This window comes from Oerskovia flava (assembly GCF_026163685.1).
In the GTDB taxonomy this organism is placed as follows: Bacteria; Actinomycetota; Actinomycetes; order Actinomycetales; family Cellulomonadaceae; genus Oerskovia_A; species Oerskovia_A flava.
The window spans coordinates 1-26,385 of record NZ_JAOXSR010000003.1 but is presented as its reverse complement, the minus strand read 5'-3'; the positions used below and the strand labels follow the sequence as shown (position 1 = coordinate 26,385).

27 protein-coding genes and 1 pseudogene are annotated in these 26,385 nt (G+C 73.3%); 13 read left to right on the top strand and 15 right to left on the bottom strand.

Features of this window, described 5'->3' with window-relative positions; all coding sequences use genetic code 11:
- Positions 1-6 precede the first annotated feature (6 nt).
- The 6 genes from OHL10_RS07050 to OHL10_RS07025 all read right to left on the bottom strand — a co-directional run bounded on the left by OHL10_RS07050 (position 7) and on the right by OHL10_RS07025 (position 5,683).
- Entirely contained in the window at positions 7-927 is a 921-nt protein-coding gene (locus OHL10_RS07050) for an ABC transporter substrate-binding protein (protein ID WP_265521492.1), read from the bottom strand.
- Between the two features lie 171 nt (positions 928-1,098).
- The gene (locus tag OHL10_RS07045; RefSeq protein ID WP_265521491.1) at positions 1,099-1,266 is read right to left on the bottom strand and encodes a methionine/alanine import family NSS transporter small subunit; all 168 of its coding nucleotides are present in this window, start codon (positions 1,264-1,266) and stop codon (positions 1,099-1,101) included.
- Entirely contained in the window at positions 1,263-2,837 is a 1,575-nt protein-coding gene (locus OHL10_RS07040; RefSeq protein WP_265521490.1) for a sodium-dependent transporter, read from the bottom strand. Before OHL10_RS07040 ends, OHL10_RS07045 begins: the two co-directional genes overlap by 4 nt.
- 67 nt (positions 2,838-2,904) lie before the next feature.
- Positions 2,905-3,582, bottom strand: coding sequence for an esterase/lipase family protein (locus OHL10_RS07035; RefSeq protein WP_265521489.1), 678 nt, complete (start codon positions 3,580-3,582; stop codon positions 2,905-2,907).
- Between the two features lies 1 nt (position 3,583).
- Entirely contained in the window at positions 3,584-4,885 is a 1,302-nt protein-coding gene (locus OHL10_RS07030) for a D-arabinono-1,4-lactone oxidase (protein ID WP_265521488.1), read from the bottom strand.
- 108 nt (positions 4,886-4,993) lie between these two features.
- The gene (locus tag OHL10_RS07025) at positions 4,994-5,683 is read right to left on the bottom strand and encodes an LmeA family phospholipid-binding protein (protein WP_265521487.1); all 690 of its coding nucleotides are present in this window, start codon (positions 5,681-5,683) and stop codon (positions 4,994-4,996) included.
- Positions 5,684-5,867: 184 nt separating this feature from the next.
- Here OHL10_RS07025 and OHL10_RS07020 point away from each other — a divergent pair, with 184 nt between their 5' ends.
- Complete coding sequence (locus OHL10_RS07020) at positions 5,868-6,653, top strand: LLM class F420-dependent oxidoreductase (protein ID WP_265521486.1); 786 nt, start codon at positions 5,868-5,870, stop codon at positions 6,651-6,653.
- 117 nt (positions 6,654-6,770) lie between these two features.
- Entirely contained in the window at positions 6,771-7,493 is a 723-nt protein-coding gene (locus tag OHL10_RS07015) for a helix-turn-helix transcriptional regulator (RefSeq protein WP_265521485.1), read from the top strand.
- On the opposite strand, the gene OHL10_RS07010 is transcribed toward OHL10_RS07015, so the two are convergent.
- Entirely contained in the window at positions 7,427-7,825 is a 399-nt protein-coding gene (locus OHL10_RS07010) for a VOC family protein (RefSeq protein ID WP_265521484.1), read from the bottom strand. The two genes, OHL10_RS07015 and OHL10_RS07010, sit on opposite strands and share 67 nt — an antisense overlap.
- 264 nt (positions 7,826-8,089) lie before the next feature.
- On the opposite strand from OHL10_RS07010, the gene OHL10_RS07005 reads away from it, so the two are divergent.
- Positions 8,090-9,340, top strand: a complete 1,251-nt coding sequence (locus OHL10_RS07005) for a multidrug effflux MFS transporter (RefSeq protein ID WP_265521483.1) — start codon at positions 8,090-8,092, stop codon at positions 9,338-9,340.
- Positions 9,341-9,420: 80 nt separating this feature from the next.
- Positions 9,421-10,179, top strand: coding sequence for a uracil-DNA glycosylase (locus OHL10_RS07000; RefSeq protein ID WP_322645528.1), 759 nt, complete (start codon positions 9,421-9,423; stop codon positions 10,177-10,179).
- 20 nt (positions 10,180-10,199) lie between these two features.
- Here OHL10_RS07000 and OHL10_RS06995 read toward each other — a convergent pair whose 3' ends face one another.
- Positions 10,200-10,361, bottom strand: coding sequence for a hypothetical protein (locus OHL10_RS06995; protein ID WP_265521482.1), 162 nt, complete (start codon positions 10,359-10,361; stop codon positions 10,200-10,202).
- A 216-nt stretch (positions 10,362-10,577) separates the two neighbouring features.
- Here OHL10_RS06995 and OHL10_RS06990 point away from each other — a divergent pair, with 216 nt between their 5' ends.
- The 9 genes and pseudogenes from OHL10_RS06990 to rbsD all read left to right on the top strand — a co-directional run bounded on the left by OHL10_RS06990 (position 10,578) and on the right by rbsD (position 17,472).
- Positions 10,578-11,048 (top strand): SRPBCC domain-containing protein, encoded by a 471-nt coding sequence (locus tag OHL10_RS06990; protein ID WP_265521481.1) that lies wholly within the window; start codon positions 10,578-10,580, stop codon positions 11,046-11,048.
- Complete coding sequence (locus OHL10_RS06985) at positions 11,045-11,362, top strand: ArsR/SmtB family transcription factor (protein ID WP_265521480.1); 318 nt, start codon at positions 11,045-11,047, stop codon at positions 11,360-11,362. Before OHL10_RS06990 ends, OHL10_RS06985 begins: the two co-directional genes overlap by 4 nt.
- A 172-nt stretch (positions 11,363-11,534) precedes the next feature.
- Entirely contained in the window at positions 11,535-12,551 is a 1,017-nt protein-coding gene (locus OHL10_RS06980; protein WP_265521479.1) for a LacI family DNA-binding transcriptional regulator, read from the top strand.
- A pseudogene (locus OHL10_RS06975) lies at positions 12,548-13,060 on the top strand (ATP-binding cassette domain-containing protein); the annotation flags it as partial. The gene OHL10_RS06980 and the pseudogene OHL10_RS06975, both read left to right, overlap by 4 nt.
- Positions 13,046-14,092, top strand: a complete 1,047-nt coding sequence (locus OHL10_RS06970; RefSeq protein WP_322645534.1) for a sugar ABC transporter ATP-binding protein — start codon at positions 13,046-13,048, stop codon at positions 14,090-14,092. The pseudogene OHL10_RS06975 and the gene OHL10_RS06970, both read left to right, overlap by 15 nt.
- Positions 14,089-15,078, top strand: a complete 990-nt coding sequence (locus OHL10_RS06965) for an ABC transporter permease (protein ID WP_265521478.1) — start codon at positions 14,089-14,091, stop codon at positions 15,076-15,078. Before OHL10_RS06970 ends, OHL10_RS06965 begins: the two co-directional genes overlap by 4 nt.
- A gap of 92 nt (positions 15,079-15,170) precedes the next feature.
- The gene (locus OHL10_RS06960) at positions 15,171-16,133 is read left to right on the top strand and encodes a substrate-binding domain-containing protein (protein ID WP_265521477.1); all 963 of its coding nucleotides are present in this window, start codon (positions 15,171-15,173) and stop codon (positions 16,131-16,133) included.
- The gene (locus tag OHL10_RS06955; RefSeq protein WP_265521476.1) at positions 16,130-17,092 is read left to right on the top strand and encodes a ribokinase; all 963 of its coding nucleotides are present in this window, start codon (positions 16,130-16,132) and stop codon (positions 17,090-17,092) included. The genes OHL10_RS06960 and OHL10_RS06955 overlap by 4 nt, the downstream gene beginning before the upstream one ends.
- Positions 17,089-17,472, top strand: a complete 384-nt coding sequence (gene rbsD / locus OHL10_RS06950) for a D-ribose pyranase (protein ID WP_265521475.1) — start codon at positions 17,089-17,091, stop codon at positions 17,470-17,472. Before OHL10_RS06955 ends, rbsD begins: the two co-directional genes overlap by 4 nt.
- A gap of 35 nt (positions 17,473-17,507) precedes the next feature.
- Here the strand turns inward: rbsD and OHL10_RS06945 are convergent, their stop codons facing one another.
- The 7 genes from OHL10_RS06945 to OHL10_RS06915 all read right to left on the bottom strand — a co-directional run.
- On the bottom strand, positions 17,508-20,582 hold the full coding sequence (locus tag OHL10_RS06945) for an AAA family ATPase (RefSeq protein ID WP_265521474.1): 3,075 nt from the start codon (positions 20,580-20,582) through the stop codon (positions 17,508-17,510).
- Complete coding sequence (locus OHL10_RS06940; RefSeq protein WP_265521473.1) at positions 20,582-21,799, bottom strand: exonuclease SbcCD subunit D; 1,218 nt, start codon at positions 21,797-21,799, stop codon at positions 20,582-20,584. Before OHL10_RS06940 ends, OHL10_RS06945 begins: the two co-directional genes overlap by 1 nt.
- A gap of 90 nt (positions 21,800-21,889) precedes the next feature.
- Entirely contained in the window at positions 21,890-22,297 is a 408-nt protein-coding gene (locus OHL10_RS06935) for an STAS domain-containing protein (protein ID WP_265521472.1), read from the bottom strand.
- Between the two features lie 120 nt (positions 22,298-22,417).
- Entirely contained in the window at positions 22,418-22,942 is a 525-nt protein-coding gene (locus OHL10_RS06930) for an aminoacyl-tRNA deacylase (RefSeq protein WP_265521471.1), read from the bottom strand.
- Between the two features lie 32 nt (positions 22,943-22,974).
- Positions 22,975-23,550, bottom strand: a complete 576-nt coding sequence (locus tag OHL10_RS06925) for a DUF2087 domain-containing protein (RefSeq protein ID WP_265521470.1) — start codon at positions 23,548-23,550, stop codon at positions 22,975-22,977.
- A gap of 73 nt (positions 23,551-23,623) precedes the next feature.
- Positions 23,624-25,858 (bottom strand): sialidase family protein, encoded by a 2,235-nt coding sequence (locus OHL10_RS06920; RefSeq protein WP_265521469.1) that lies wholly within the window; start codon positions 25,856-25,858, stop codon positions 23,624-23,626.
- A 161-nt stretch (positions 25,859-26,019) separates the two neighbouring features.
- Positions 26,020-26,385 (bottom strand): sugar phosphate isomerase family (locus tag OHL10_RS06915; RefSeq protein WP_265521468.1); only part of this gene is annotated, 366 nt, incomplete at its 5' end.

Sequence of the window (26,385 nt, the reverse complement as noted above, 5' to 3'; positions counted from 1 at the left end):
CGCTCGTCAGGGGAGGGTCGGGTTGAGCTCGATCGTCTCGAGCCCGCCGTCCTCGTTGCCCCAGGTCTCGAGGATCTCGGCGAACGTGCCGTCGTCGACGAGGTGCTGCAGCGCGGCCTGGACGGCCTCGGCGAGCTGGGTGTCGTCCTTCGCCGTGACGACGCCCTGCGGTGCCGAGGCGAACGTGTCGCCGAGGGGCTCGAGCGCGCCCTCGGTCTGCTGCACCGCGTACGCGACGATCGGCGAGTCGGCGTAGAGGATGTCAGCCTTGCCGCCCACGACGTTCGTCGTGGCGTCGGCCTGGCTGTCGTAGCGCAGCACGTCGAGCGGCTCGTCGCCCGCGGCCTCGCACTCGGCGCTCAGGGCGTCGGCGCCCTCGTCCTCGACCGTGCCGGTCTGCACGGCGACGGTGTAGCCGCACACGTCGGCCGGGTCGATGCCCTCGGGATTGCCGGCGAGCACGGCGAACGCCTCGCCCGCGTTGAAGTAGCTGATCATGTTCGCCTGGGCGACCCGCTCCTCGGTGATCGTGAAGGAGGAGATCCCGACGTCGAACTTCGAGCCGAGGGCGGGGATGATCGACGGGAAGTCGGCCGACTGGACGTCCACCTCGAGGCCGAGGACGGCGCCCACCGCGGTGATGATGTCGATGTCGTAGCCGACAGGGGTGCGACCGTCGGGGCCGATGAACTCGGCGGGCGCGTAGTCCGTGCTCGACCCGACGCGCAGGGTGCCCGACTCGGCGACGTCTGCGGGCAGCAGCGCCGCGATCTCGTCGACCGTCTCGACGGCCGACGTGTCGAACGCGGCCTCCTGGTCGGCCGCGGGGTCACCGGTGCCGGCGCCCGTCTGGGAGGCGTCCGTGCAGCCGGACAGCACGAGGGTCGAGGCCGCGGCGAGGGCGACGAGGGCAGGAAGCGTGCGCATCGAGAGGTCTCCCGGAGGGTGTCGGGGACGAACCGCGCACCCTGCGGGGGCCGGCGATGACCGGCACGTCGTCGGGGAAGCGGTCCGCGCAGCGAGGGTCGGCTGCGACAGGTCCGCCTCATAGTGTGACCCCGCGGGCCGGGCCGAGGCAAAACCGGGCGGCCGGCGCCGTCAGGTGTCGCGCTCGACCGGTGCGTCGTCCTCGCGGTGGTCGTCCTCGCCACCCTCCGGGATGGAGTCGGAGTCGGGCCGGGACCGCAGGAACAGGATGCTCGCGAGCAGTCCGCCCCACACGATGACGATCGCCAGCACGAGGAAGATGGTCGCCTCGCCGGTCATGACCGGACCTCCTTGTGGTCGGTGTCGACGCCCGGTCCGAACGTCGGCCAGGGCACGAAGTCGTCGGGGCTGCGCTTCCAGCGCAGTGCCGTGAGCACCAGCGCCGCCAGGACGATGAACGCCACGGCGCCCCAGCCGACGACCAGGAGGTACCAGCCGGGCAGGCCCTCGTAGCCCTCGCTGATGAGCGTGACGATCCGCGAGACCAGCATGTAGCCCAAGATCACCGGGGCCAGCACACCGACGAGGAACGTCCACCAGCCACCGAGACGGAACGTCGAGACCGCGTTGAGGTGGTGCCGCAGCTCACCGCCGCGGCGCAGCACCCAGACGACGAGGACCGACGACAGGACGGCGGACGCCACGATGCCGATGTTGTTCGCCCAGTGGTCGGCCGTGTCGAGGGCGTGGAGGCCGGTCGTCGTCGAGAACAGCAGGATCGAGACGACCGCGGCCACCGCACCGATGCGCAGCGCCGCCTGCCGCGGCGACAGGCCGAACTTCTCCTGGAACCCGGCCGAGATCACCTGGAGGATCGACAGGAGCGAGGTGAAGCCCGCCATCGTCAGGGAGCCGAAGAACAGTGCTCCGAAGAGCGGGCCGCCCGGCATCTGCGACACGATCGCGGGGAACGTGACGAAGGACAGCCCGACGCCCGTGAGCCCCTCGAGCTCCGGGACCGTCACGCCCTGCTGGAAGGCGAAGAAGCCGAGGGTGGCGAACACCCCGATGCCGGCGAGGATCTCGAACGACGAGTTCGCGAACGCCACCACGAAGCCCGGCGCCGTGAGGTTCGCGCGACGCTTGCGGTAGGAGGCGTAGGTGATCATGATCCCGAACGCGATCGACAGCGAGAAGAAGATCTGGCTGTACGCCGCGATCCACACGTTCGGGTCGGCCAGCGCCGAGTAGTCCGGGGTGAAGAGCGCGTTGAGGCCGTCGACCGCGCCGTCGAGGAAGAGCGCCCGCACCACGAGGATGAGGAACGCGACGACGAGGAGCGGCAGGAAGATGACGTTCGCGCGCTGCACACCGCGCGCCACGCCGGCCATGAGGACGATGATCGCGATCACCCAGACCGCCGCGAGCGGGATGAGCACACCCGGGACGAAGTCGAGACTGATCCCCGGGTCCGCGACCTGGAGGTACTCCCCGGTGAAGAAGGCGCCCGGGTTGTCGCCCCAGCGCAGGTCGAACGAGAAGACGAAGTAGCTCAGCGCCCAGGCGATGACCGCCGTGTAGTACAGCGCGATGACGACGCAGATCATCACCTGGAACCAGCCGAGGGCCTCGCCGCCCCTCGTCAGGCGACGGAACGCCGTCGGGGGCGACCCGCGGAACCGGTGGCCGATCGCGTAGTCGAGGAACAGGATCGGGATGCCTGCGGTCAGCAGGGCGACGAAGTACGGGATGAGGAAGGCGCCGCCACCGTTCTCGTAGGCGACGCCGGGGAACCGCCAGATGTTCCCCAGACCGACTGCCGAGCCGATCGCGGCCAGGATGAACCCGACCTGTCCTGTCCACTGCTCGCGGGGCCTTGCCGCCGCGGGAGCACCACTCGATGCGGTCACGAGCTTCCTCGTTCTGTCGGGGAAAGGAGCACGGCGACGTTGCCGGCTCACGCGGACGTCCTCAAGCCTAGTCCTGGCGTTCGAGCCGGGCCACCTCGTCGACCACGGTGCGGACGAGCAGCCTCGTGCCGAGCGGGCTGAAGTGGCCGGCGAGGGGTAGCTCGACGTTCCGGGCGCCCGGCAGGCTCCCGGTCTCCGGGATGTGCGGGTCGAACTGCGGGTACACGGCCGTGATCCGTCGGTCGACGTCGAGCTCGAGAGCGAGCGCGCGCAGCACCGGGTCCCCCGGTGCGAACGCCCGCAAGGTCCGGCCTACGACGTAGCGCGCCCAGCGCGACCCACGGAACGGCGTGGCGATCGCGACCATCCCCGCCACCCGGTGACCGCTGCCCGACACCATCACCTGCTTGCCGACCAGCCCGCCCTTGCTGTGCGCGACGAGGACGACGTCGCGCAGGTCCTGCTCCTCGAGGTACCGGGCCACGCGTCCGGCGGCGTCCGCCACCGGACGACGGTTGTCGCCGAGCCCGGGGACGGTGCTCACCCGGTACCCGCCGCGGGCGAGCTCCCGGGCGACAGGTTCGAGGAAGTGCCAGGTCTCGTAGACGCCCGGGAGCAGCACGACCGGTGCCCGGCCGCCGTCGCCCACCGGCAGCCCGGCGCGCGAGAACACCCGGCGCAGCTGGCGCCGCGCCGCGTACGCGTAGTCGGCCGCCCACGCCCACCCCGCCGTCGCGACCCGCACGTCAGCCGAGCAGCTCCGCCACGTACCCGCCGCGGAACCTGCCGGTCGGGTCGAGACGGTCCGCGAGCGCCCGGAAGTCCCCGAACCGCGGGTACAGCTCCCGCAGCGTCGCGGGCGCGACCGTGAAGACCTTGCCCCAGTGCGGTCGTGCCCCGAGCGGGCCGAGCGCGTCCTCGATGGCGGGCAGGACGCGAGCGACGTCGTCGGGCCGCTGGAACCACGTGAGGTGGAAGCCGACGGTGTCCTCGTCGAACGGGCTGAGCCACAGGTCGTCGGCGGCGACGGTGCGGATCTCTCCCACCTGCAGCAGCGGGGTGATCCGCGGACCGAGCGCGCGCAGGGCTTCGATCGCGGCGAGTGCGTTGCGGCGTGGCACGAGGTACTCGGACTGCAGCTCGTCGCCGTTGGACGGCGTGAAGTCGAGGCGGAAGTGCGCGAGCCGCTCGTTCCACGGCCCCGGCCGCCCCAGCTGCGCTGTGCAGTGCACGGGGTCGATGCCGGGCACGGGGTGGTGCGGCACCTCGGCGCGCCGCGCACCGGGAGCGACGGCGGGCGCGGACCCCTCGGTCCCCGGCGCCAGGCGGGACTTGCGCCACAGCATCGCGACGCCGTCAGGACCCCAGTCGGTGAACATGCTCACCGAGTAGGCGCTGGCCGTGAGGGCGTCGAAGTGCTCCACGGCGTCGTCCCACGGCAGGGCCTCGTCGACGTCCTGGCGGACGTCGAACGTCGACGACGCCTCGAGCACCAGGCGGGTGACGACCCCGAGCGCACCGAGGTTCACCACCGCGCCCGGGAAGTCCGCGTCGCCGCGGGACAGCGTGACGAGTTCGCCGTCGCCCGTGACGATCTCCAGCCCGACGACGGCGCTCGCCAGGCTCTGGTTGCCGTCACCCGACCCGTGGGTCGCCGTGGCGACCGCACCGGCGACGGAGATGTGCGGCAAGGAGGCGAGGTTGCCGAGCGCGAGGCCGTGGTCCTGCAGGTGGCGCGAGACCTCGCCGTAGCGCAGACCGGCGTTCACCGACACGTGGGTGGTGCCCGCTGCTGTGGGGTCCGAGGTGGGGCCGATCTCGACGGCGGGGCGACCGTCGTCGAGCAGGTCCACCTGGACGTGCACGCCCGGGGTGTCGGCGACGTCGTTGAACGAGTGCCGAGACCCGAGCGCCCGCACGCGCGGGCTCGCCGCCACGAGGTCCTGCAGCTCCTCGAGCGTCGCCGGGCGGGCGAGCGAGGCGGAGGAGTAGGTGAGGTTGCGGGCCCAGTTCGTCGGTCGCGGGCTGTGCGGGTGCGTCGTCGTCACGGCCCTACTGTGCCACGCACGCACCGGCCCCACCCGGGTGCCAAACAGGCGGCTTCTCGGCACGTCGCGGCCGTCGTGCCGAGAAACCGCCTGTTCGGCGCGGGGGGTCTAGGACGTGACCAGCTCGTCGAGAACAACGTTGGTGCCCGTGACGTCGACGCGGAGCGCGTCGCCCTCCACGACGATCTGCTCGAGCGCGACACCGGACGGGAGCTCGAGCGCGACCTCCAGATCGGTCAGGGCGTCCGCGAGCACACCGGGCAGGTCGTCGACGGACACGACCGCCGGGCCGAGCGTCACGGTCTCGATGTCGAGCGCGATCGTCGTCGGGCCCGCGACCCGCACGCGCGTGGCGACCGCGACCTCGAGTCCGAACGCGTCGAGGTCGAGACGCAGCGCCGAGCGGTCGGCGCTGACGTCCACCGCGAGCCGCGACTGCTCGCGCACCGCGTCCTGCACCTGGTCGATCCCCAGCAGCGCCGAGGCAGTGCCTTGCTCGACGACGTACGGCTCCGCCGTCGAGATGCCGCTCGCCTCGGCGCGCACGTCCGTCACGGTGTACCCGCCGAACGTCGCCGACTCGGCCGTCACGACCACGTCCGACAACCGGCCCGCTGCGAGCTGGGTGAGGAACGGGAAGCCCGCGACGTCCGCCGTCGCACCACTGACGGCGTCGGCGCCCTCCTCGAGCGAGGAGACCACCCGGTTCTCCGCCACCCCGACTGCGACCCGGTCGACCACGACCCCCAGCGCCAGCAGGACCACCACCGCGACAACCCCACCGACCAGACGCTTCATGCGCCCACCCTAGTTCCGCCCCACCCCGCCCCCGCCGACCACGACGTTGCTGCCGTTCTGGCGGCCTTCGCGGCAGCAAGGTCATGGTCGACGGAGAGGAACGTCGTGGTCGACGGCGGCGGGGCGACGGCGCCGGGGCGGGCGGGGGCGGTGAGGAGTGGCGGGGGGTCGTAGATTGCTGCGTATGACGTCTTCGCAGCGACCGTTCCGCATCGGTGTCCAGCTCCAGCCCCAGCACGCGGACTACGCGCAGATCCGCGACGCGGTGCTGCGGGCCGAGGACCTGGGGGTCGACATCATCTTCAACTGGGACCACTTCTTCCCGCTCAGCGGCGACCCTGACGGCAAGCACTTCGAGTGCTGGACGATGCTCGCCGCGTGGGCGGAGCAGACCGAGCGCGTCGAGATCGGTGCGCTCGTCGCGTGCAACAGCTACCGCAACCCGGACCTGCTCGCCGACATGGCGCACACGGTCGACCACATCTCCGGGGGCCGGCTGATCCTCGGGCTCGGCGCGGGCTGGTTCGAGCGCGACTACGACGAGTACGGCTACGAGTTCGGCACGGCGGGGTCGCGCATCGGGGACCTCGCGTCGGCCATGCCCAGGATCCGCGCCCGGTGGGCGGCGAAGAACCCTGCCCCGACCCGCGACATCCCCGTGATGATCGGCGGCGGCGGGGAGAAGAAGACGCTCCGCATCGTCGCCGAGCACGCCGACGTCTGGCACTCGTTCGGCGACGCGTCCACGCTCGCCCGCAAGAGCGGGATCCTCGACGAGCACGGCGCGGCCGTCGGGCGTGACACGACGACCCTCGTCGAGCGGTCGGTCGGGGTGTCGAGGCCGCCGTCGGAGGTCGCGGACGACCTCGTCGCGGCAGGCGCCACGCTCTTCACGACCGACACCAGCGGCCCGGACTACGACCTCTCCCTCACGAAGGAATGGCTGAACTGGCGCGACGCGCAGTCCTAAGAGCCCCCGCCGAACACGACCCTGCTGCCGCGAAGTCCGTCAGAACGGCAGCGACGTCGTGCTCGACCGCTCTTAGGTGCGTGATCGAGACGGGGGGACGAGCAGGGAGGGTGTGCCGTGTACTCCGAGGAACTGATGGCGTCGGGTGCGGTCCTGTGGCGGTCCCGCGGTGGTGGGCCGGCCGCGATCTCGGCGGACGGGTGCGTCGACCTCATCCTGCGCGGTGAGGAGATCCTCGTGGCCGGGCCCTCGACGCGGTGGATCTCGACGCTCCCCGACGCGGACGACGACACCGTCGGGATCCGCCTCGCGCCAGGTGCTGCGACGACGACCCTGCCGCTCGACCTGGCCGAGCTCCGGGACCAGCTGGTGTCGCTGCGCGACGTCTCGGGGGGCGAGACCGTCTCGACGCTGCGCGACGTGCTGCTGCGCGCCAGGTCGTCGCCGCGGGCGCTGGGCCTGCTCGAACGGGCCGACCTCCCGCTCGGACCGGCCCCCGGGTGGACGGCGCAGGTGCGGCGCAGAGCGCAGCGCGGGACGTCTGCGCGGAGCGCCGCGGCAGAGCTGTCCTGGTCGGAGCGGGAGTTCCGTCGGCAGATGCTCGCGCGCTTCGGGTACGGCTACGGCGCGCTCGTACGGATCGAGCGGGTGCAGCGCGCGCAGGCGCTCATCCAGGGCGGAGCGACGCTGAGCGACGCCGCCGTCGCGTCCGGGTACGCCGACCAGCCGCACCTCACCCGGGAGTTCCGGAGGCTGGTCGGCGCGACCCCGGCTCAGTTCGCGGCGAGCGCCGCGAAGAGGTCGACCGAGTTGCCGTCCGGGTCGAGCAGGGTCGCGTAGCGCTGCCCCCAGTGCGCGTCCCACGGCTCGACGTGCGCCGCGTACCCCGCGGCGACCAGCTCGGCAAAGGCCTCGTCGACCGCCGCCGGGGTGCCCTTGTCGAACGCGAGGGCGATGCGGTGCCCACCCGAGGGGAGCTCGTAGCCCGGGTCGAACCCGCGGATCGTGTCGACCGTGTCCCAGGCGAGCGCCACGCCACCGTCGAGCTGCGCGTCCACGTGCGGGGCGTCGTCGTGCACCTCGGCGATCGGCACCCCCAGGGCACGGTAGAACCTCAGCGACGCCGCCATGTCGCGCGTCACGATGCCGATGAATCCCAGTGTCAGTGTCATGGCCCCGACGCTAGGCCGCTCCCCCGCCCCACCTCTTGAACGAAACGGCCAGGTACCCGCCGACCACGACGTTCCTCGGCGTCGACCACGACCTTGCTGCCGCGAAGTCCGCCAGAACGGCAGCAACGTCGTGTTCGGCGGGGGGGGTAGGGGGAGGGCAGAGACCGGGTCTCAGGTTGTGGATGGCGTACGGCGTGCGGGAACAAGGTTCCGGTGGCGGGCGTTGCGGCCTGGGTGACGACCTCTCCCCCTGCAGCGCCCACCGTGGCCACAGCCGACCCTGCTGCCGCGACCGACCCCGCGGCGGCGACAGCCGTGAAGAAGCCGACGCGGATCGCCGCGGGCTTTGTGCTGCTGCTGTCGGCGCTGACCGCGATCGGTCCGTTGACGATCGACCTGTACCTCTCCGCGTTCCCGCAGATCGTCACCGAGCTCGGCACGACGGAGAGCCGTGTCCAGCTCACGCTGACCGCGACGCTGGCAGGTCTCGCGCTGGGGCAGCTCCTCGTCGGGTCGATCTCGGACGCCGTCGGGCGCCGCGCGCCGCTGCTGGTCGCGCTCGGTGTGTACGTCCTCGCCTCGGCGGGCATCGTGTTCGCGGGCTCGGTCGGGATGCTCACGGGTCTGCGGTTCGTGCAGGGGCTCTCGGCGGCGGCCGGGATGGTGCTGTCGATGGCGATCGTCCGTGACAACTTCGAGGGCTTCCAGGTCGGCAAGGTCATCGCCCGCCTCATGCTCGTGGTGGGGGTCGCACCCATCCTGGCGCCGACGATCGGTGCGCAGTTCCTGCTGCTCGGTTCGTGGCGTCTGATGTTCGTCGCGCTCGCGGTCTTCGGCGCGATCATGCTGGCCATCGTGTTCTTCCGCCTCCAGGAGTCCCTGCCCGCGACGATGCGTCGCAGCGGCGGCACGGTGTCGGCCCTGCGCTCGTACCGGAGCCTGGTCACCGATTGGTCGTTCTTCGGCCTGGCGCTCGTCATGGGCTTCTACATGGCCGCGATGTTCACGTACATCTCGGCGTCGACGTTCGTCTTCCAGGACGGGTTCGGCATGAGCGCGCAGCAGTACGCGGTCGTGTTCGGCCTGGGGGCGATCGCGGTGACGGCGGGCAGCCAGATCAACGGCGCCCTCGTGGGCCGCGTGACGCCGGAGGCGATCCTCAAGGTGGCGGTCGCGGCCGGCTTCGTGCTGTCCGCGGCGCTGCTCGGCGCGGCGCTCGCGGGTGCCGGTCTCACGGTGCTCGTCGCGCTGCTCGTGCTCACGCTCGGGACGGCCGGGTTCGTCATGCCGGCGGTCCCCGCGATCGCGCTGGAGCGCAACGCCCACCGGGCCGGCAGCGCCGCAGCCCTCCTGGGCGCGATGCAGTTCGGCATCGGTGCGGGGATCGCGCCCGTCCCGGGCCTGCTCGGCGGCGAGCCCGCCGTGACGATGGCGGCCGTGATGTTCGCCGTCATCACCATCGCCGGGCTGCTCGTCCTCGGTCTGCTGCGCACCTGGCGTCCCGCACCGGCCTGAGCCCGCCGTCCCGAGCCCTCCCCGTCCCGAGACCGCGCGCCGGGGGCGCGACGCACGCGGGAGGGGCGCAGGATGAGCAGGTGGACCCCGCCGACCCTCACTACCCCCTGACCGCCGGCACCGCTACCACGCTCCGGGACCTCGATGCCACGCTCGTTAAGTGCCGTGCCTGCCCGCGGCTGGTGGCCTGGCGCGAGCACGTGGCGAGCGTGAAGCGGGCGTCGTTCCGCGACGACGACTACTGGGCCCGCCCCGTGCCGGGCTTCGGTGACGAGCGGGCGGGGGTCCTCGTCGTCGGGCTCGCTCCGGCGGCGCACGGCGCGAACCGCACGGGCCGGATGTTCACGGGTGACCGCAGCGGCGACTTCCTGTTCGCGGCGATGCACCGCACGGGGTTCGCGAACCAGCCGACGTCGGTGTCCGCCGACGACGGCCTCCGGCTCACCGGCATCCGCGTCACGGCCCCGGTGCGGTGCGCACCGCCCGACAACAAGCCCACGCCCGCCGAGCGGCACGCGTGCGGCCCGTACCTGGGCCGGGAGATCGAGCTCCTCGGCGAGGTGGTGCGGGTCGCCGTCGTGCTCGGCGGGTTCGGGTGGCAGGCGCTGCTCACGACGCTCGCCGAGCAGGGATGGAGCGTCCCGCGCCCGCGGCCACGGTTCGCGCACGGCGCGGAGGTCACGCTCACGCGGGTGCCCGACGACGGTGGGTCACCGGACGCTCGCACGCTCACGCTGGTGGGGTGCTTCCACGTGAGCCAGCAGAACACCTTCACCGGTCGCCTGACGCCCGCGATGCTCGACGCCGTGCTGCTGCGTGCTCGCGAGCTCGCCGCCTGACCGGTCGCGGCGACCGCGCCTCAGTGGCCGGGTCGCGCGCGCTCCGGCGTGCTCAGCCGGCGCCGTTCGGTGAGCCGCGGCAGGATCCGGCCGACGACGCGCAGCTGCTCGCGACGCGCGAGGATCTCCATCCGGCGCAGCTCCCGCTCGAGCGGCGACGTCGGCGGCATCGGTGCTGCCATGTGAGCTCTCCCTCGTTTCCCAGGGCCGCGTGCGTCGGCGGCCACCTGCGGCCCGGTGGCGGGTCCGCTCCCTGGTGGAGAGCGGCGCGGCGCAACTTTGTGACACCCGGTGCAGCAGCGGCGAGGCCCGCGACCCACGTGCAATCAAGGGGTTGCATGTACGGGTAAGCATGTGCAACTCTGGAGTTGCACACAACGCCTCCCGAGAGGACGATCATGACGACCACCGACCAGCAGGCAGTCATCGACTCCGAGGCGTTCCAGGTGACGCGCTCGGTGCTCATCCGGGCCCCGCGCGAGAAGGTGTGGGCGGCGCTGACCCGCGACGACCTCGTCGCGCAGTGGTTCGGCCAGCGCGCCTCCTTGCCCGACCTGCGTGTCGGCGGCGAGGGGTCCGTCGGCTTCGACGGGCACGGCGACTTCGCGATCCGCATCGAGGAGTACGACGAGCCCACCACCTTCGCCTTCACGTGGAGCGACGTCGCCGGCGAGCCGCTGCGGCCCGACGGCTCGACCCTGGTGCGCTTCACCCTCGAGGCCGACGGCGCGGCCACGGTGCTGCGCGTGGTCGAGTCCGGGTTCGAGCACCTCGGTGACCCGGTCGCGTCGATGGAGAGCAACCGCGGCGGCTGGACCAGCGAGCTCGACGAGCTCGCGGCCTTCCTCGACGCGCAGCCCGCGTCGTGAGCACGACGACCCTCACGCCCGTGTTCGCCGCGCTGGCCGACGACACGCGGTGGGCGATCCTCCAGGAGCTCGGCAGCGCGGAGCTGTCCGCCTCCGCGCTGGCCGATCGCCTGCCGGTGACCCGGCAGGCGATCACCAAGCACCTGGCGGTCCTGGCCGAGTGCGGCCTCGTCGAGTCGTACCGGGCGGGTCGCGAGGTGCGGCACCGCGCCGTCGGCTCACGGCTGACGGAGACGGCCCGGGCGCTCGAGGCCATCGGCACCGAGTGGGACCGCCGTCTCGCCGCGATCCGTCGCATCGCCGAGGCGCCGTAACCGGCTGCCCACCCGCCGAACCACCCCGCCTCCCCACCCCGCAGGGCACCTGACGTGCACGCTTGCACGTCCGGTGCCCTGCGGCGTACTCTCCGTGTAATCGGTTCCATGGAATCGGTTACATGCAGGACCGACCAGACCACTGACGTTCCGTTCCAGCGAGGAGGCTGCGATGCAGTCGGTGACCATCCGCGACGTCGCGGCGCGAGCCGGGGTGTCCGTCGCGACCGCGTCCCGCGTCCTGTCCGGCCACCCCGCCACCTCGCCCGACTCGCGCCGCCGCGTCGACGACGCCGCCCGCGAGCTCGGCTTCCGCCTCAACGCGCAGGCCCGTTCGCTGCGCAAGACCCGGACCAACACGATCGGGGTGCTCGTCTCGGACGTGCGCAACCCGTTCTTCGCGGAGATCGCGCACACGGTCGAGCAGAGCGCGCTCGCCGCCACCATGGCCACGCTCCTGTGCAACGCGAACGAGAGCACGGACCAGCAGGACCTGTGCCTCGACCTGCTCGTCTCCCAGCGCGTCGACGGCATGATCGTCGCGCCGCAGGGCGACGGCAGCGGCAGCCTGCGCGAGATCCTCACCCTGGGGATGCCGGTCGTGTTCGTCGACCGCACGATCGACGGCGTCGACGTCCCGAGCGTCACCTCGGACAACCGGACCGGGATCGCCGACGCCGCCCGTCACCTCGCCGAGCTCGGCCATCGCCGCATCGGGTACGTCGCCGGCCCGCAGGAGACGTCGACCGGCCGCGAGCGCCTGCTCGCCTACCGCGACGCCGTCGCCGAGCACGGCTTCGACACCGACCCGCGCCTCGTCCACCAGGGCGACTTCCAGGTGGCCAGCGGTGTCGAGGGCGCGGAGCTCCTCCTCGGCCTGGACGAGCCGCCGACGGCGATCCTCGCGGCCGACAGCCTCATGACGTTCGGCGTCCTGCAGGTCTGCCGGGACCGCGGGGTGCAGATCGGCTCGGAGCTCTCGCTCGTCGGCTACGACGACATCGACACGTTCCGCCTGGTGAGCCCCGCGCTCACCGTGATCGCGCACGACCCGGCCCGGATGGGGGCGCTCGCGGTGGAGATGATCCGCGACGTGCTGGCCGGTGAGCCCGTCACCTCGGCCGTGCTGCCCACGACGCTCGTCGTGCGCGGCTCGACCGGCGCCCCCGACCTGCGGAGGACCGCATGACCGCCAGCCCGAGCAGCGCGCCGCTGCTCACCCTCGAGAACGTCTCGAAGTCGTTCGGCCCCGTCCGGGTCATCGACGACGTCACCGTGCACGTGCGGCCCGGGCACGTCCAGGTCCTCCTGGGCGAGAACGGTGCCGGGAAGTCCACGCTCATCAAGATGATGTCGGGCATCTACCAGCCCGACGCGGGTCGCATCCTCGTCGACGGGGAGCCTGTCGTGCTCGACGGCGTGCGCGCCGCCGAGTCCCACGGGATCGCGACGATCCACTAGGAGCTCAACCTCGTGCCGACGATGTCGGTCGCGGAGAACGTGCTCATGGGCCGGCTCCCCTCGCGCGGCGGCCTGCTCGACAAGCGCACGATGCGTGCCACGGCGCGCCGTGCGCTCGACCGCATCGGCCTCGACGTGGACGTGGACCAGCCGGTCGGCGAGCTGGGCGTGGCCCGTCAGCAGCTCGTGGAGATCGCGAAGGCGCTGAGCCTGGACGCCCGGATGCTCATCCTCGACGAGCCGACGGCGGCGCTCACCCACGGTGAGATCGACGCCCTGTTCGCGGTGGTCCAGGACCTGCGGGCCGACGGCGTGGGCATGGTCTTCATCAGCCACCACCTGGAGGAGATCACCCGGATCGGCGACGACGTGAGCGTGCTGCGCGACGGGTCGCTCGTCGCCGAGGTCCCCGCGTCGACCGACGAGGACGAGCTCGTGCGGCTCATGGTGGGTCGCGACATCGCCGACCACCACCCGCGCCGCCGCGAGTACGCGGGCCCGGCCGACGTCCTGCTCGACGTGCAGCACCTGACCCGTCACGGGGTCGTCGACGACATCAGCTTCCAGGTGCGGGCCGGTGAGGTCGTCGGCATCGCCGGTCTCGTCGGGGCCGGGCGCACCGAGCTGCTGCGGGCCGTCGCGGGCGCCGACCCGTACGACTCCGGCACGGTCACGGTCCGCGGTGGCACGCTTCCCGCGAAGGACGTGGGCCGGGCCATCGCCGCCGGCCTCGGGCACGTGCCCGAGGACCGCAAGACCCAGGGCCTCGTGCTCGGGGCGTCGGTCAACGAGAACATCGGCTACGCGACCCTGCGCTCGACCGCCCGCTCGGGACTTGTCGACCGCTCGGGCCAGCGCCGCCGCGCGCAGGACGTCGCCGACCGGCTGCGCATCCGCATGCGGGACATCGACCAGACCGCGCGCGACCTGTCCGGCGGCAACCAGCAGAAGATCGTCTTCGCCCGCTGGGTGCTCGCCGGGTCGCAGGTCCTGCTCCTCGACGAACCCACGCGCGGCGTCGACGTCGGCGCGCGCGTCGAGATCTACGAGTTCATCAACGCGATCACGGCCGACGGCGGCGCGGTCGTCATGGTCTCGAGCGACCTCCCCGAGGTCCTCGGGATGAGCGATCGCGTCCTCGTCATGAGCGGCGGGCACCTCGCCGGCGAGCTCTCGGCCGAGGACGCCACCCAGGACCGCGTGATGGCCCTGGCTGTCCGGGACGTCGACCGCGACGCCGAGGATCACACCGAAGGAACGAGCCCATGACCACACCGACCACCTCGACCACGTCCCCGACCTCGTCGTCGCGGCTGCGGACCACGGCCGGCGCGTTCCTCGCGAACAACGGCGCCCTCGTGGGACTCGTCCTGCTGTGCCTGGCGCTGTTCATCGCGACCCCGAACTTCCTCACCGGGCCGAACCTGCTCAACATCGGCATCCAGGCGTCCACGATCGCGGTCCTCGCGTTCGGCATGACGTTCGTGATCGTCGCCGGCGGGATCGACCTGTCGGTCGGGTCCGTCGCGGCGTTCAGCGCGATGGCGTCCGCCTGGGTGTACTCGTCCGCCGGGATGCCCGGCTGGACGTCCCTCGTGGCCGGGCTCGCGACCGGTGCGGCGCTCGGTTCGATCAGCGGCATCGCCATCGCGTTCGGCCGGCTGCCGTCCTTCATCGCGACCCTCGCGATGCTCAGCGTCGCCCGCGGCCTCACGCTCGTCGTGTCCGACGGGCGCCCGATCGCCACGTCGCCCGAGGTGTCGTTCCTGGGCGGCACGGTCGCCGGGATCCCCGTGCCGATCCTCGTGCTCGCCGCCGCCGGGCTCGTCGCCGCGTTCATCCTCAACCGCACCGTCGTCGGCCGCTCCATGTACGCGGTCGGGGGCAACGCCGAGGCGGCACGCCTCTCCGGCATCCCGGTCAAGCGCGTCCTCGTGACCGTCTTCGCGCTCGCCGGCCTCTACGCCGCGCTCGCGGGCATGCTGCTCGCCGGGCGGCTCAACTCCGCCCAGCCCCAGGCCGCGGCGGGCTACGAGCTCGACGCGATCGCCGCCGTCGTCATCGGTGGCGCGTCGCTCGCCGGTGGTGTGGGGCGCGTGTCCGGGACGCTCGTCGGCGCGCTCATCCTCGCCGTCATCCGCAACGGGCTCAACCTCCTCAACGTCTCGTCGTTCTGGCAGCAGGTCGTCATCGGGCTCGTCATCGCGATCGCCGTCGGCATCGACGTCCTGCGCCGCAAGAACACCCGCCACTAGCCACCCGCACGACCACCCCCCTCACCCCCGACCCCCACCCGCCTGACCCCCAGGCATCACGGGCCACCCGGCCCACGACGAAGGAGCGAACGATGAAGTTCTCCCAGCGAGGACGGCTCACCACCGCCATCACGATCAGCGCCGTGCTGGTCGCCACCACCGCCGCGTGCGGCCGCGACGGCGGCGCCGCCGAGGGCGGCGACGACGCAGCCGCCGGGCAGAGCGTGACCATCGCGCTGTCGACGCTGAACAACCCGTTCTTCGTCGACGTCCGCGACGGCGCGCAGGAGGCCGCCGACGAGCTCGGCATCGACCTCGAGGTCGTCGACGCGCAGAACGACAGCACCACCCAGGCGAACCAGATCGCCAACGCCGTCACCGGCGGCGCGGACGGCGTCATCGTCAACCCCGTCGACTCCGACGCCGCGGGTGCCGCCGTGCAGCCCGCCCTCGGCGCCGACCTGCCCGTCGTCGGCGTGGACCGCGCCGTCAACGGCGCCGAGATCACGTCCCTCGTCTCGAGCGACAACGTCGCCGGCGGACGCCAGGCCGCCGAGGCGCTCGCCGCGGCGATCGGCGAGGAGGGCACGGTCATCGTCCTGCAGGGCGTCGCCGGGACCTCCGCGAGCCGCGACCGCGGCCAGGGCTTCGCCGAGGGCATCGCGGAGTTCCCGGACATCGAGGTCGTCGCGACCCAGACCGCGAACTTCGACCGTGCGCAGGCGCTCGACGTCGCGACGAACCTCCTGCAGTCCCACGCGGACACCGTCGGGATCTTCGCCGAGAACGACGAGATGGCGCTCGGCGCCATCCAGGCCCTCGGCGACCGCGCCGGCGACGACGTCATGGTCGTCGGGTTCGACGGCACCGACGACGGCCTCGCCGCGGTGGAGTCCGGGACGCTCGTGGCGACCATCGCCCAGCAGCCCACCGAGCTCGGTCGCCAGGCCGTCGAGGTCATGGCCCAGGTCCTGGCCGGCGAAGCCGTCGACTCCGAGATCCCCGTGCCCGTGCAGACCGTGACCACCGAGAACGTCGGAGACTTCCTGCAGTGACCACTCCCACCCCCTCCTCCCCGCCGCACGACGGCCCGCCCGCCCGCGTGGTCGTCGTCGGGTCGACGAACGCCGACCTCCTCGCCCGTGTCGCCGCGCACCCCGCGCCGGGCGAGACGGTCCTCGGCGAGAGCATGGACGTCCTGCCCGGCGGCAAGGGCGCCAACCAGGCCGTCGCCGCGGCGCGGCTCGGCTCGCCGACCGCGCTGGTCGGGGCCGTCGGCGACGACGCGTTCGCCGAGCCCGCCCTGGCGGGCCTGCGGGAGGCGGGGGTGGACCTGTCGGCGCTCGCCGTGCGCAGCGGGACGACGGGCATCGCGCTCGTGACCGTCGCGGCCGACGGCGAGAACTCGATCGTCGTCATCCCCGGCGTCAACGCCACGGTGGACGCCGACGCCGTCCGGGCGCACCACGACGTCGTCGCCCACGCGGCGGTCGTGGTGCTGCAGGGCGAGATCCCGCGCAGCGGGATCGAGCAGGCGGCGCGCGCGACCCGCGGCCGGCTCGTCGTGAACCTCGCCCCCGTCATCGACGTCGACCCCGACGTGCTGCTCGCCGCGGACCCGCTCGTGGTCAACGAGCACGAGGCCGCGCTCGTCGCGCGGGCGCTCGGCGCGTCGGACGGTGCGCCGGACGGTGCCGGCACGGACGAGGCGGTCGTCACCGCGCTCCTCGCCCGCGGGGTGCGGTCGGTCGTCATGACGCTCGGACCGCGGGGGGCGCTCGTCGGCGCGCGGGACCTCCTGGTCCCGGTGCCGTCCCCGCGCGTGGACGCCGTGGACACGACCGGGGCCGGCGACGCGTTCGTCGGCGCGCTCGCGCACGGACTCGCCGCCGGTGACGACCTCGTGACGGCGGCACGGTTCGCGGCGCGCGTGGGCGCGTTCGCGGTGCGGTCGGTCGGGGCGCAGTCGTCCTACCCGGGTCGCGCGGACGAGCTGCCCGAGGTCACCGCGTGAGGCGCACCGGTGTCCTCAACCCCGCCCTCGCCGAAGGGCTGGCCCGCCTCGGCCACGGGCACCTCGTCGTCGTCGCCGACTGCGGGCTGCCGCTGCCGCGGTCGGCGACGGTCGTCGACCTGGCGCTCGTGCACGGCGTTCCCGGGTTCACCCAGGTCCTCGACGCGGTTCTCGGCGAGATCGTCGTCGAGGGCAGCCTGGCCGCCACGGAGAGCACCGGCACGGTGGTGAGCACCTGGCTCGGCGAGCGTGGCCTCGCCCCGGAGCTCGTGCCGCACGAGACGCTGAAAAAAGTGCTCGACGCCGCGGCGCTCGTGGTCCGCACCGGCGAGGCGACACCGTTCGCCAACGTCGTGCTGCGCTGCGGCGTGCCGTTCTGACACCTCGGCCGGCGACAGCCGGGAGTCAGGTGCGGTCAGGCCCGCACGCTCAGCGCGCTGGCGCCGCTCGGTAGTCTCCGCACCTCGATGCGCTCGGCGATCGACTGCTTGAGCGCCTCCACGTGCGACACGACGCCCACGACACGGCCCCCGGCCCGGAGCTTGCCGAGCTCACCGAGGACGGCATCGAGCGTCTCGGGGTCGAGCGTCCCGAAGCCCTCGTCGACGAACAGCGTCCCGAGCTCCACTCCCCCGGCCTCGGCGGTCACCACGTCGGCGAGGCCGAGCGCGAGGCACAGCGAGACGTAGAAGGTCTCCCCGCCGGAGAGGGTGCGTGGGTCCCGCGCCGCCTCCGTGCGGTGGTCGACGACCTTCATCGCGAGCCCGGTGCGGCGTGTGCGCACGTCCTCGCGCTCGTCGCTGCGCACCAGCTCGTAGCGGCCCCCGGACATCTCGAGCAGCCGGGCGTTCGCGGCGGCGACGACGTCCTCGAAGCGTCGTACGAGGACGAACGTCGCGAGCGACAGCGCCTTGGTGTTGTCCCCGCCCGCACCCGAGGTGAGCGCGGCCATCCGCGCCACCGGCGCAGCCTGCGCACGGGCCGACTCCCACGCCGTGAGGTGTCGCTCGATGCCCGTGCACGCCTCGGCGGCCGAGGCCGCGCGACGGCTCGCGTACTCGTGCTGGCGCGCGAGGCCGGTAGCCTCCGCCTCGGCCTGCCGGACCGTCGCCCGCGCGGCCGGGACGTCGGCGAGGACGTCCTCGGCGAGGTCGGCGACCTGCGGCTCGGCGAGCCCGGACTCGACGCGCGCGACCGCGGCCTCGTGCTGGGCGATCCTGCGTTCCAGCTCCGTGACCTCGTGCCCGGCGAGGCGTGCGGCCCGGGCGGCGGCGACGTCCTCGAAGCCGTTCTCCCGGGTCACCCGCACGAGCTCGGCCTGCCGGTCCGCCACCGAACGGGTCGCGGCCCGCACGTCGTGCTCGGCCTCGAGGAGCGCGTCGATCGACCGGGCGCGGTCGCGCAGGGCGCCCTCGAGCACGGCGACGGGGTTGGCGGGCGAGCCCTCGTCGGCGAGCACGTCCGGGAGCTCGGTCTCCTCGAGCAGCGGGCCTGCGGCCTCGATCTCGTGGGTGATCTCCTCCCGGCGGCGGGCGACCTGCTCGGCGAGCGACCCCAGCCGTGCGTCGAGGGACGCCACGTGCTCGGCCAGCTCGGCGGCACGGGTGGTGAGCGCGGCCGTCTCGAGGTCGTGGTCCGCGAGGAGGGCCGCCGCCGCCCGGCGCTCGGTCGCCGCCTGCTGTGCGGCGGCGACGGCGCCGCGCGCCTGGGCGACGCGCTCGGCCGCGGCCGCGGAGTCGACCCCGCCGGCCGCGCGCCGGTGGGCCTCGAGCCGCTCGGTCAGCGTGTGGACGGCCGCGCCCGCGACCTGCAGCGCCTCCTCCGCCGCGGCGCGGACGTGCTCGGCCGCCTCGACGTCCTCGCTGCTCACGTGGTCCGGTGTGACCACGGCCGGGGCGGGGTGGTCGGCGGAGCCGCAGACGGGGCACGGGTCGCCGTCGACCAGGCCCGTCGCGATCTCTCCGGCGATGCCGTTGATGCGCGCCGTCCGCACGGCGCGCTCGGTGTCGACCGCCGTCGTCGCGGCGCGGGCGGCGGCGTCACGGCGTGCGCGCGCCTCCGTGAGCTCGACGAGCGTGGAGTCGACGTGCCGCGCGGCGGTGAGCACGGCCTCGGCCGAGAGCACACGCTCCTGGTGCAGCGGCAGCTCACCGGCGACCTGGGTGAGCTCGGCGATCCGTGCGTCGAGCGCCGTGCGAGCGGCCGGCCGCTCGGCCAGGTCGGCGGCGAGGCGCGCCCGTTCCTCCTGGTCGCGGGCGAGGTCCTTGCGCGCGTCGACGAGCTCGCGCTCCTGCGCGGGCAGCTCCGCACCGATCGGCCGCAGCCGCTCGAGGCGCACGGTGGCTGCCGCCACGTCGGACCGGATCGCCTCGAGCGCGCTGACGTCGCTGTCCGCGAGCCGCTCCGGGACGCCCGTGCGGGCGAGCAACCGGGCCTCCTGCGCGGCGGCCAGCTCTCGCTCCGCGGCGCGCACCCCGTCGAGCGCCGGTCCGACGACGGTGGCTCGGCGCGCGGCGTCCAGCCGCACGACGTCGGCGTTCACCTCGGGTGCGCGCCCCACCAGCACCGCCTGCTCGGCGCGGAGCGCGGTGCGGCGGGACGTCGCGGACTCGAGCTCTCGGGCGGCGTCGAGGTCGGCGCGCGCCGCGACGAGCACGGCGTTCGCGGCGAGCTCGCGCGCCGCGAGGTCGCCCGCGGCGGCGGCGAGCTGCCCGACGTGCACGCGGGCGAGGTCCGCTGCGGCCTCGTCGTCGGACGACCGGAGGGCATCGACCGCGTCCGTCGCGAGCCCGGCGGCGCCGCAGAAGTGCTCGACCGCTCCGGTCACCGCCGTGCGTGCGGCGCTGACGGACTTCTGCGCCGTGCGCTGCAGGTCGGCGAGCTGCGCCTGCACCCGCTCGTAGACCTCCGTGCCGAAGACCTTCTGCAGGAGGCCGCGGCGCTGCTCGGGGTCGGCCCGCAGGAAGCTCGCGAACTCTCCCTGCGGGAGGACCACCGTCTGGACGAACTGCCGGCGGTCGAGCCCGACCGCCCGCTGGATCTCGGCGCCGGCCTCGTCGAGGCGGGCGGAGACGAGCTCGCCGAGCGGCTCCTCGTCCGTGCCCGGCCGCGGCGGCTCGGGGACGGTCGCGAGCCGCCAGAGCCGGACGCCGGCCTGCTGCGTCGTGGTCCCGGTGCCGCGCTTCTTCGCTCGTCGGAACTCGGGCGTGCGGCGGACCCGGTAGACGCCCGAGCCCGTCTCGAAGACGAGGTCGACGAACGACTCGACGTCGTCCGGCGCGTACGCCGAGCGCAGGCGGTCCTCGCTCGCCGCCTCGGACGCCACCTTGCCGTAGAGCGCGAAGACGACGGCGTCGATGATCGTGGACTTGCCCGCACCGGTCGGGCCTTCGAGGAGGAAGATCCCGGACGCGCCGAGCTCGGCGAAGTCGATCCGGTGCTCGCCGGGGAACGGCCCGATCGCCCGGAGCGTGAGCGAGTGCAGGTGCATCAGGCGCTCCGCTCGCTCGCCACGGCGAGCTCGAGCGCGGAGCGCAGCGCGGCGTCCTCGTCCGGGCTCGGGGGCGCGCCCGTGACGTGGTCGACGAAGTCGCGCGCGACCTCGAGCGGGTCGTGACCCGCGCCGATCAGCGCGATGGTCTCGCGCTCGGCGGTGGCGGGCGGGCGGTGCTGGATCTGGAGGGCGTGGGGGAACCGTGCCCGGACGCGGGCGAACAGCTCGGCGGGCCGCGCGGGGTCCGTGACGACGACCCGCGACCAGTCCTCGACGTGCGGCTCACCGGCGGCGCCGAGCAGGTCCTCGAGGGTCCCGGTGACCTCGGCGAGCCGGCGGGGGACGGGCGCCGGGACCAGCTCGACGTGCGGCGGCGCGGCGCCCGGGGTGCGCGCGGCGAGGTCGACCAGGACCGTCGACTTCTTCTGGTGCATCTCGGAGAAGGAGTACGCGAGGGGCGACCCGGAGTACCGCGCGACCGGCGGGTGGTCCGCGGGGACCGTGACGACCTGGGGGCCGTGCAGGTGGCCGAGCGCGACGTAGTCGAGGCCCCACCCGCCGAAGACTCCTGCGGGGACGGAATCGACACCACCGACCCGGATGTCGCGCTCCGACTCCGACGCCTGCCCGCCGACGACGAACGCGTGCGCCATCACGACGGCCGGCGCGCTCGTCCCCGCGTCGCGGCGGCGGGCGAGGTCCGCACCGACCCGCCGCATCGCGGCCGCCGTGACCGCCTCGTGCGAGCGGGCGAGCGGCGTCACCTCCTCGTCGGGACCCGTCCTGTCCGCGAGCTCGCGGCGCACCGCGTCCGGGTCGAGGTACGGCAGGGGGTAGACGAGGACCGGACCCCCGCCCCGGGCGGGGTCGAGGAGGACGGGCGCACCGACGTCGGGCACCGAGGCCCGCACGTGCACACCCGGACGCATGATGCCCGCACCGAAGCCGAGGCGGACGGCGGAGTCGTGGTTGCCGGGCGTCATGACGACCGCGGCGTGCTCGGCGAGGCGCGAGATCGCGTCGGACAGCAGCGAGACGGCGTCCACCGGCGGGATCGCGCGGTCGTAGACGTCACCTGCGACGAGCACCGCGTCGACGCCCTCGGTGCGGGTCAGCTCGACGAGGTGGTCGACGTACGCGGCCTGGTGCTCGATGAGGTCGACACCGTGGAGCGTGCGCCCCAGGTGCCAGTCCGACGTGTGCAGGATCCTCATGGCCGCGACCGTACCGCGGCCTACCCACAGGTCCGGCGGGCGACCCGCCGGGAGTCGGGGCCGCTCGTCCGGACCGCTCGTCCGGACCGCTCAGCCGGCGCTGACCGTGCGTGGTGTGGTCACCGACGCCCCGGAGGTGATCGTCGGGGACGACGAGCGCACGACCGGGATCTGACCGCCGATCCCGATCATCTCGAGCAGCTCCTCGACGGCGGGCGGCGGGTCCCGCAGCTCGACCGGGAAGCCCTCCTCGCGTCCCACCATGTACAGCTGGAGGACGAACGCGATGCCGGACGAGTCGACGAAGTCGACGCCGGCGACGTCGACCGTGATCGGACCGGGGCGCTCGATCACGCGGGCCATCGTCTCGCTCGCGCGCGTCCTCAGCGCGGCGTCGATGTCCCCCCACAGCGTGACGACCGCACCAGACTCCGTCGGCTGGTACGAGATCCCCGAGGTTGCGGGAGCATTGCCTGTCTCAGTGTCAGTGCCGTCCATGCGGTTCCGTGGCTCCATCAGTCGGTAACGAGGTCCTCACGATCCGCCCCGTCGGTGCAACCGTAGTCACTGCGGGTGTGTTCCCGGAAGGCGCCGGGAGCACCTGCGTGAGGTTCTTTCTCACAGCGGCTCGGTCACGTCCGCGACCCGCGCCCCCAGGCTCTCCACGAGCCGTGCGCCGTCGACGGTGACCGCCACCCCGTGCGCTCCGCCGCCGATCGACACGCGATGCTGCGCGCCGCCGCCGACCTCACCACGAGGCACCCCATCCTGCGACACGTCGCCCACGCTCGCGACCACACGGGTGTCCGCGACGACCGGCCAGGCATGGGTCGAGCCGAACGGCGTGATCGCCCCGCGCTCGTAGCCCGTGACCTCGCGGGCGACGTCCTTGTCCGGCATCGACAGGCGCGAGACGCCCAGCAGCGCCCGCAGCTTGGGCCACGAGATCCCCCGGTCGCCCGGCACGAGGACGAACAGGTAGTCGTCCTCGCCCCGGCGGACCACGAGCGTCTTGACGATGTCGCCCGGCGCCACGCCGCGCGCGGCAGCAGCCTCCTCGAGAGACCTGACCGGTCCGTGCCGCGTCACCGTGAACTCGATGCCCGAGGACTCCAGCGCCGCGCGTGCGCGCTCTTCGCTCATGGCGACGAGACTACGGCGCGACGCGCCGGGGGTCACGGGTTCTCGGCGCCCTGCTCCTCGGCCTGCTCGTCGAGCCCGGTGTCGGGCTCGAGCCCGCTGTCGAACTCGGTGACCGTCGTGCGCCAGTACTCCGCGCCGTCGCGGGTGCGGGTGACGAGCCCGGCGTCGACCAGGGCGCGGCGCAGCCCGACCGGGTCGGCCGTGCGCCGGTGCAACCGGTCGGTGAGCGCGCGCTCGCTGACGGGTTCGTGCAGCGCCAGCACCTGGGCGGCGAGGTAGCGCACGACCTCCTCCCGGTCCCGCCGGCGCCGCGGCATCCCCTGGAGCCGTCCGTCCGTGAGGAAGCGCTCCGGACCTGTGGGCGGCTCCGGCTCGGCCGACGCGGCCGCCGTGAGGAGCTCCCGGAACCGCCCGGGCTCCGCTCGCAGGGTCTCGTCCTGCACGGACACGAGCCCCGCGGCGCGCAAGGTGCTCAACCGGCGGCGGTCGTCCGTGGTCAGTCCGTCCGCGGTGAGCGGGTCCGGGCCACCGTCGACGATCCGCGCGAACAGCCTCAGCCGGTCCTCGTCCGCCAGCGCGGCCACGACCTGCCGCCACTCGTTGCTCATGGCACGAGCGTAGGACGGGTGGGGCCCGGCCGTCGTCGGACGACCGGGCCCCACCTGTCACGTGCCCCGAGGTTCAGGCGCAGCTCGTCCCCTCGTAGGCGGCCTCGACCCCCCGGGGTGCACCCTCGGTGAGGGAGCCGACGGCGCTGGCCACCCCCGCGTCGACGTCGACGGCGCGGGTCGCGAACGACTGGTAGGCGGAGCGGCCCGGTGCGACCGCGGTGACCGACCGCTCGCCGTACGGCGAGCTGAGCACGACGTCGACCGGCTCGTCCCCGGTGTTGCGTGCCGTCAGCGCCAGGTAGGCCTTGCCCGCGGTGCAGCGCACGGTCGCGGCGACCGCCAGGTCGACGGCGGAGGCCGCGTCGAGCGCGACGGTCTCCCCCTCGTGCTCGACCACCGTGACGTCCGTGCCCGAGGTCGACGTCCACGTCGTCACCGGGGTGAACGACCCGCGGTCGAGGTCGGCCTGCGTGACCTCGTGGTAGGCGAACGTGCAGGTGTACGACGCCTCCGCCGCGAGGTTCCGCCAGCGGCAGTTCGGCGCGCCCTGCGCCGGGTCGAGGCCGGCGAGGTTGCCCGTGGGCACGACGGTCGTCACGGCCGTCGAGAGGTTCCGCACGGTGTAGGTGAAGCGCAGCACGTCGCCCACGGCGTAGGTGTCCTGCGTCTCGGCCGCCTCGCCGCCGGTGACCACGATGTTGCCCGGCGCCCCGAAGTACACGCTCTGCCCGGTGTGCTCGACCGTCGTCACGTCGGTGCCCGAGGTCGAGGTCCACGTGGTCTGCGGGGTGAAGTGCCCCGCGTCGAGGTCGGCCTGCGTGAGCGTGCGGCGGGCCGACGTGCACGTGTACGAGCCGCGGGCCGGGAGGTTGCGGTACCGGCAGTTCGGTGCGCCCGACACCGGGTCGAAGCGCTCGAGGTTCCCCGTCGGGGAGACCGTCGTGACGGCGTCCGACAGGTTGGTGACCGTGTAGCTGTAGGTGACGACGTCGCCGACCTCGTAGGCGTCCGACTGCGGGTTCGTCACCGTCCCACCGGTGACCTCGATCTCGCCGGGCGTCACGGTCGGCGGCGTGAGCAGCCAGTCGAGGTCGAGCTTGGCGAAGCGGATGCCCCCGTTGCCGCTGTTCGGCTCGTAGAGCAGGCCGACCGTGCCGTCGGGCAGCGTCGCGAGCGTCGAGTACGCCATCCCGCCCGGCTGGAACACGCGCGAGACGGACCACGTGTCGCCGTCGTCGTCGCTGTAGCGGATCACACCGTTGCTGCGCGACGTCGTCGAGCCCGCGTTCGAGAAGAGCAGCACCTTGGCCTCGTCGGACCCCTGCGGGGCGTTGGGGTAGGCGCGCACGATCGACGCGTTGTTCGTCGGGTCGGGCAGCTCCGTGTCGATCGTCACCGGGCCGTAGGTGAGGCCGCCGTCGGTCGAGTACGCGATCTTGCGGTACTTGGAGCCCGCGGAGTCGCGGGAGTTGAGCATGACACGACCGTCGGACAGCTCGACGGTCTTGTTCTCGTCCATGCCCGTCCCCACGGGCGCGCCGACCTCCCACGTCGCGCCGTGGTCGTCGGAGTACACGGAGACGGCCTGGAACTGTCCGGCCGCGTTGATGATCGTGTACTGCTGCAGGAGCCGTCCGGCGTGCTCGCCGTACTTGAGCTGGATGCCCTGCCCGGACGCCGCGAAGCGCGAGCGCCAGCCGAGGTCGCCCGTGACGTCAGCGGTGATGGTGCGGTGCGTCCAGGTGCGGCCGTCGTCGTCGGACTGCGCGACGTTCGCGTGGATCACGTTCCGCGCGGCCGGGTCGACGCCGGGCTGAGAGCTGCCGAAGCCGGCGTCGAAGGACTTGACGTGGAAGTTGAAGATCGTGCCGGTCTCGCGGTCGACGATGTAGCTCGGGTCGGAGTAGCCCTCGATCGGGGCCGTGGTCTTCCCGGCGGCGACGACCTCCTGCGGCTCCCACGTGACGCCGTCGTCGGTGGAGCGCCGCTGGAGGATCGAGTTCGGGCCGGGCGAGTCGGCGGCGGTGGGCCGGCCGTCGTAGGACGCGAGGACGTCGCCGCTGTTGGTGACGGTGAGCGCCGGGATGCGGTAGTTCGGGAAGCCGCCCTGGCCGTTGGTCGCGAGCTGCTGCTCGGTGTAGGTGCCCGCGCCACCCGTCGCCGGGGCGGCGTCGTAGTCGGGGGCGGGGGTCTCGTGGTGCGCGGCCGCGGTCGTCGCGGGGACGACGGCGGCGCTCACCCCGAGCGTGAGGGCGGTGGCGACGGCCAGCGCACGGCGGGCTGGTCTGCGGAGGTGTCCGATCATGCCGTTCCTTCCGGTCGGTGCACGGCTCGGCGCGGGCCGGACGGCCCCTGAGGGAACGGATCGTGGCGACGCTGCCGAGTCCTGCTGGAGAGATGATGTCAGATGTCTGACGTCCAGAAGGTATCGCGGTCCCCCGGCCGGGTCAAGAGATGCGTGGAGGTCTAGAGCCCCTGCCAGCCGGGCTTGGACAGGTACGTCTGGCGGTAGTACCCCGCGAGCTGCAACCGCGACGCCGCAGCGTCGTCGACCAGCACCGTCGCGTGCGGATGCATCTGCATGATCGTCGCCGGCCACAACGCGCTCACCGGACCCTCCACCAGCTGGTGCACCGCCTCCGCCTTGCCCTTGCCCGTGGCCAGCAGCACCAGGTGCCCCGCCGACATGATCGTCGCCAACCCCTGCGTCAGACAGTGCTGCGGCACCTGCTCGATGTCATCGTCGAAGAACCGCGCGTTGTCCTCACGCGTCTGCGCCGTCAACGTCTTGATCCGCGTCCGCGACGCCAACGACGACCCCGGCTCGTTGAA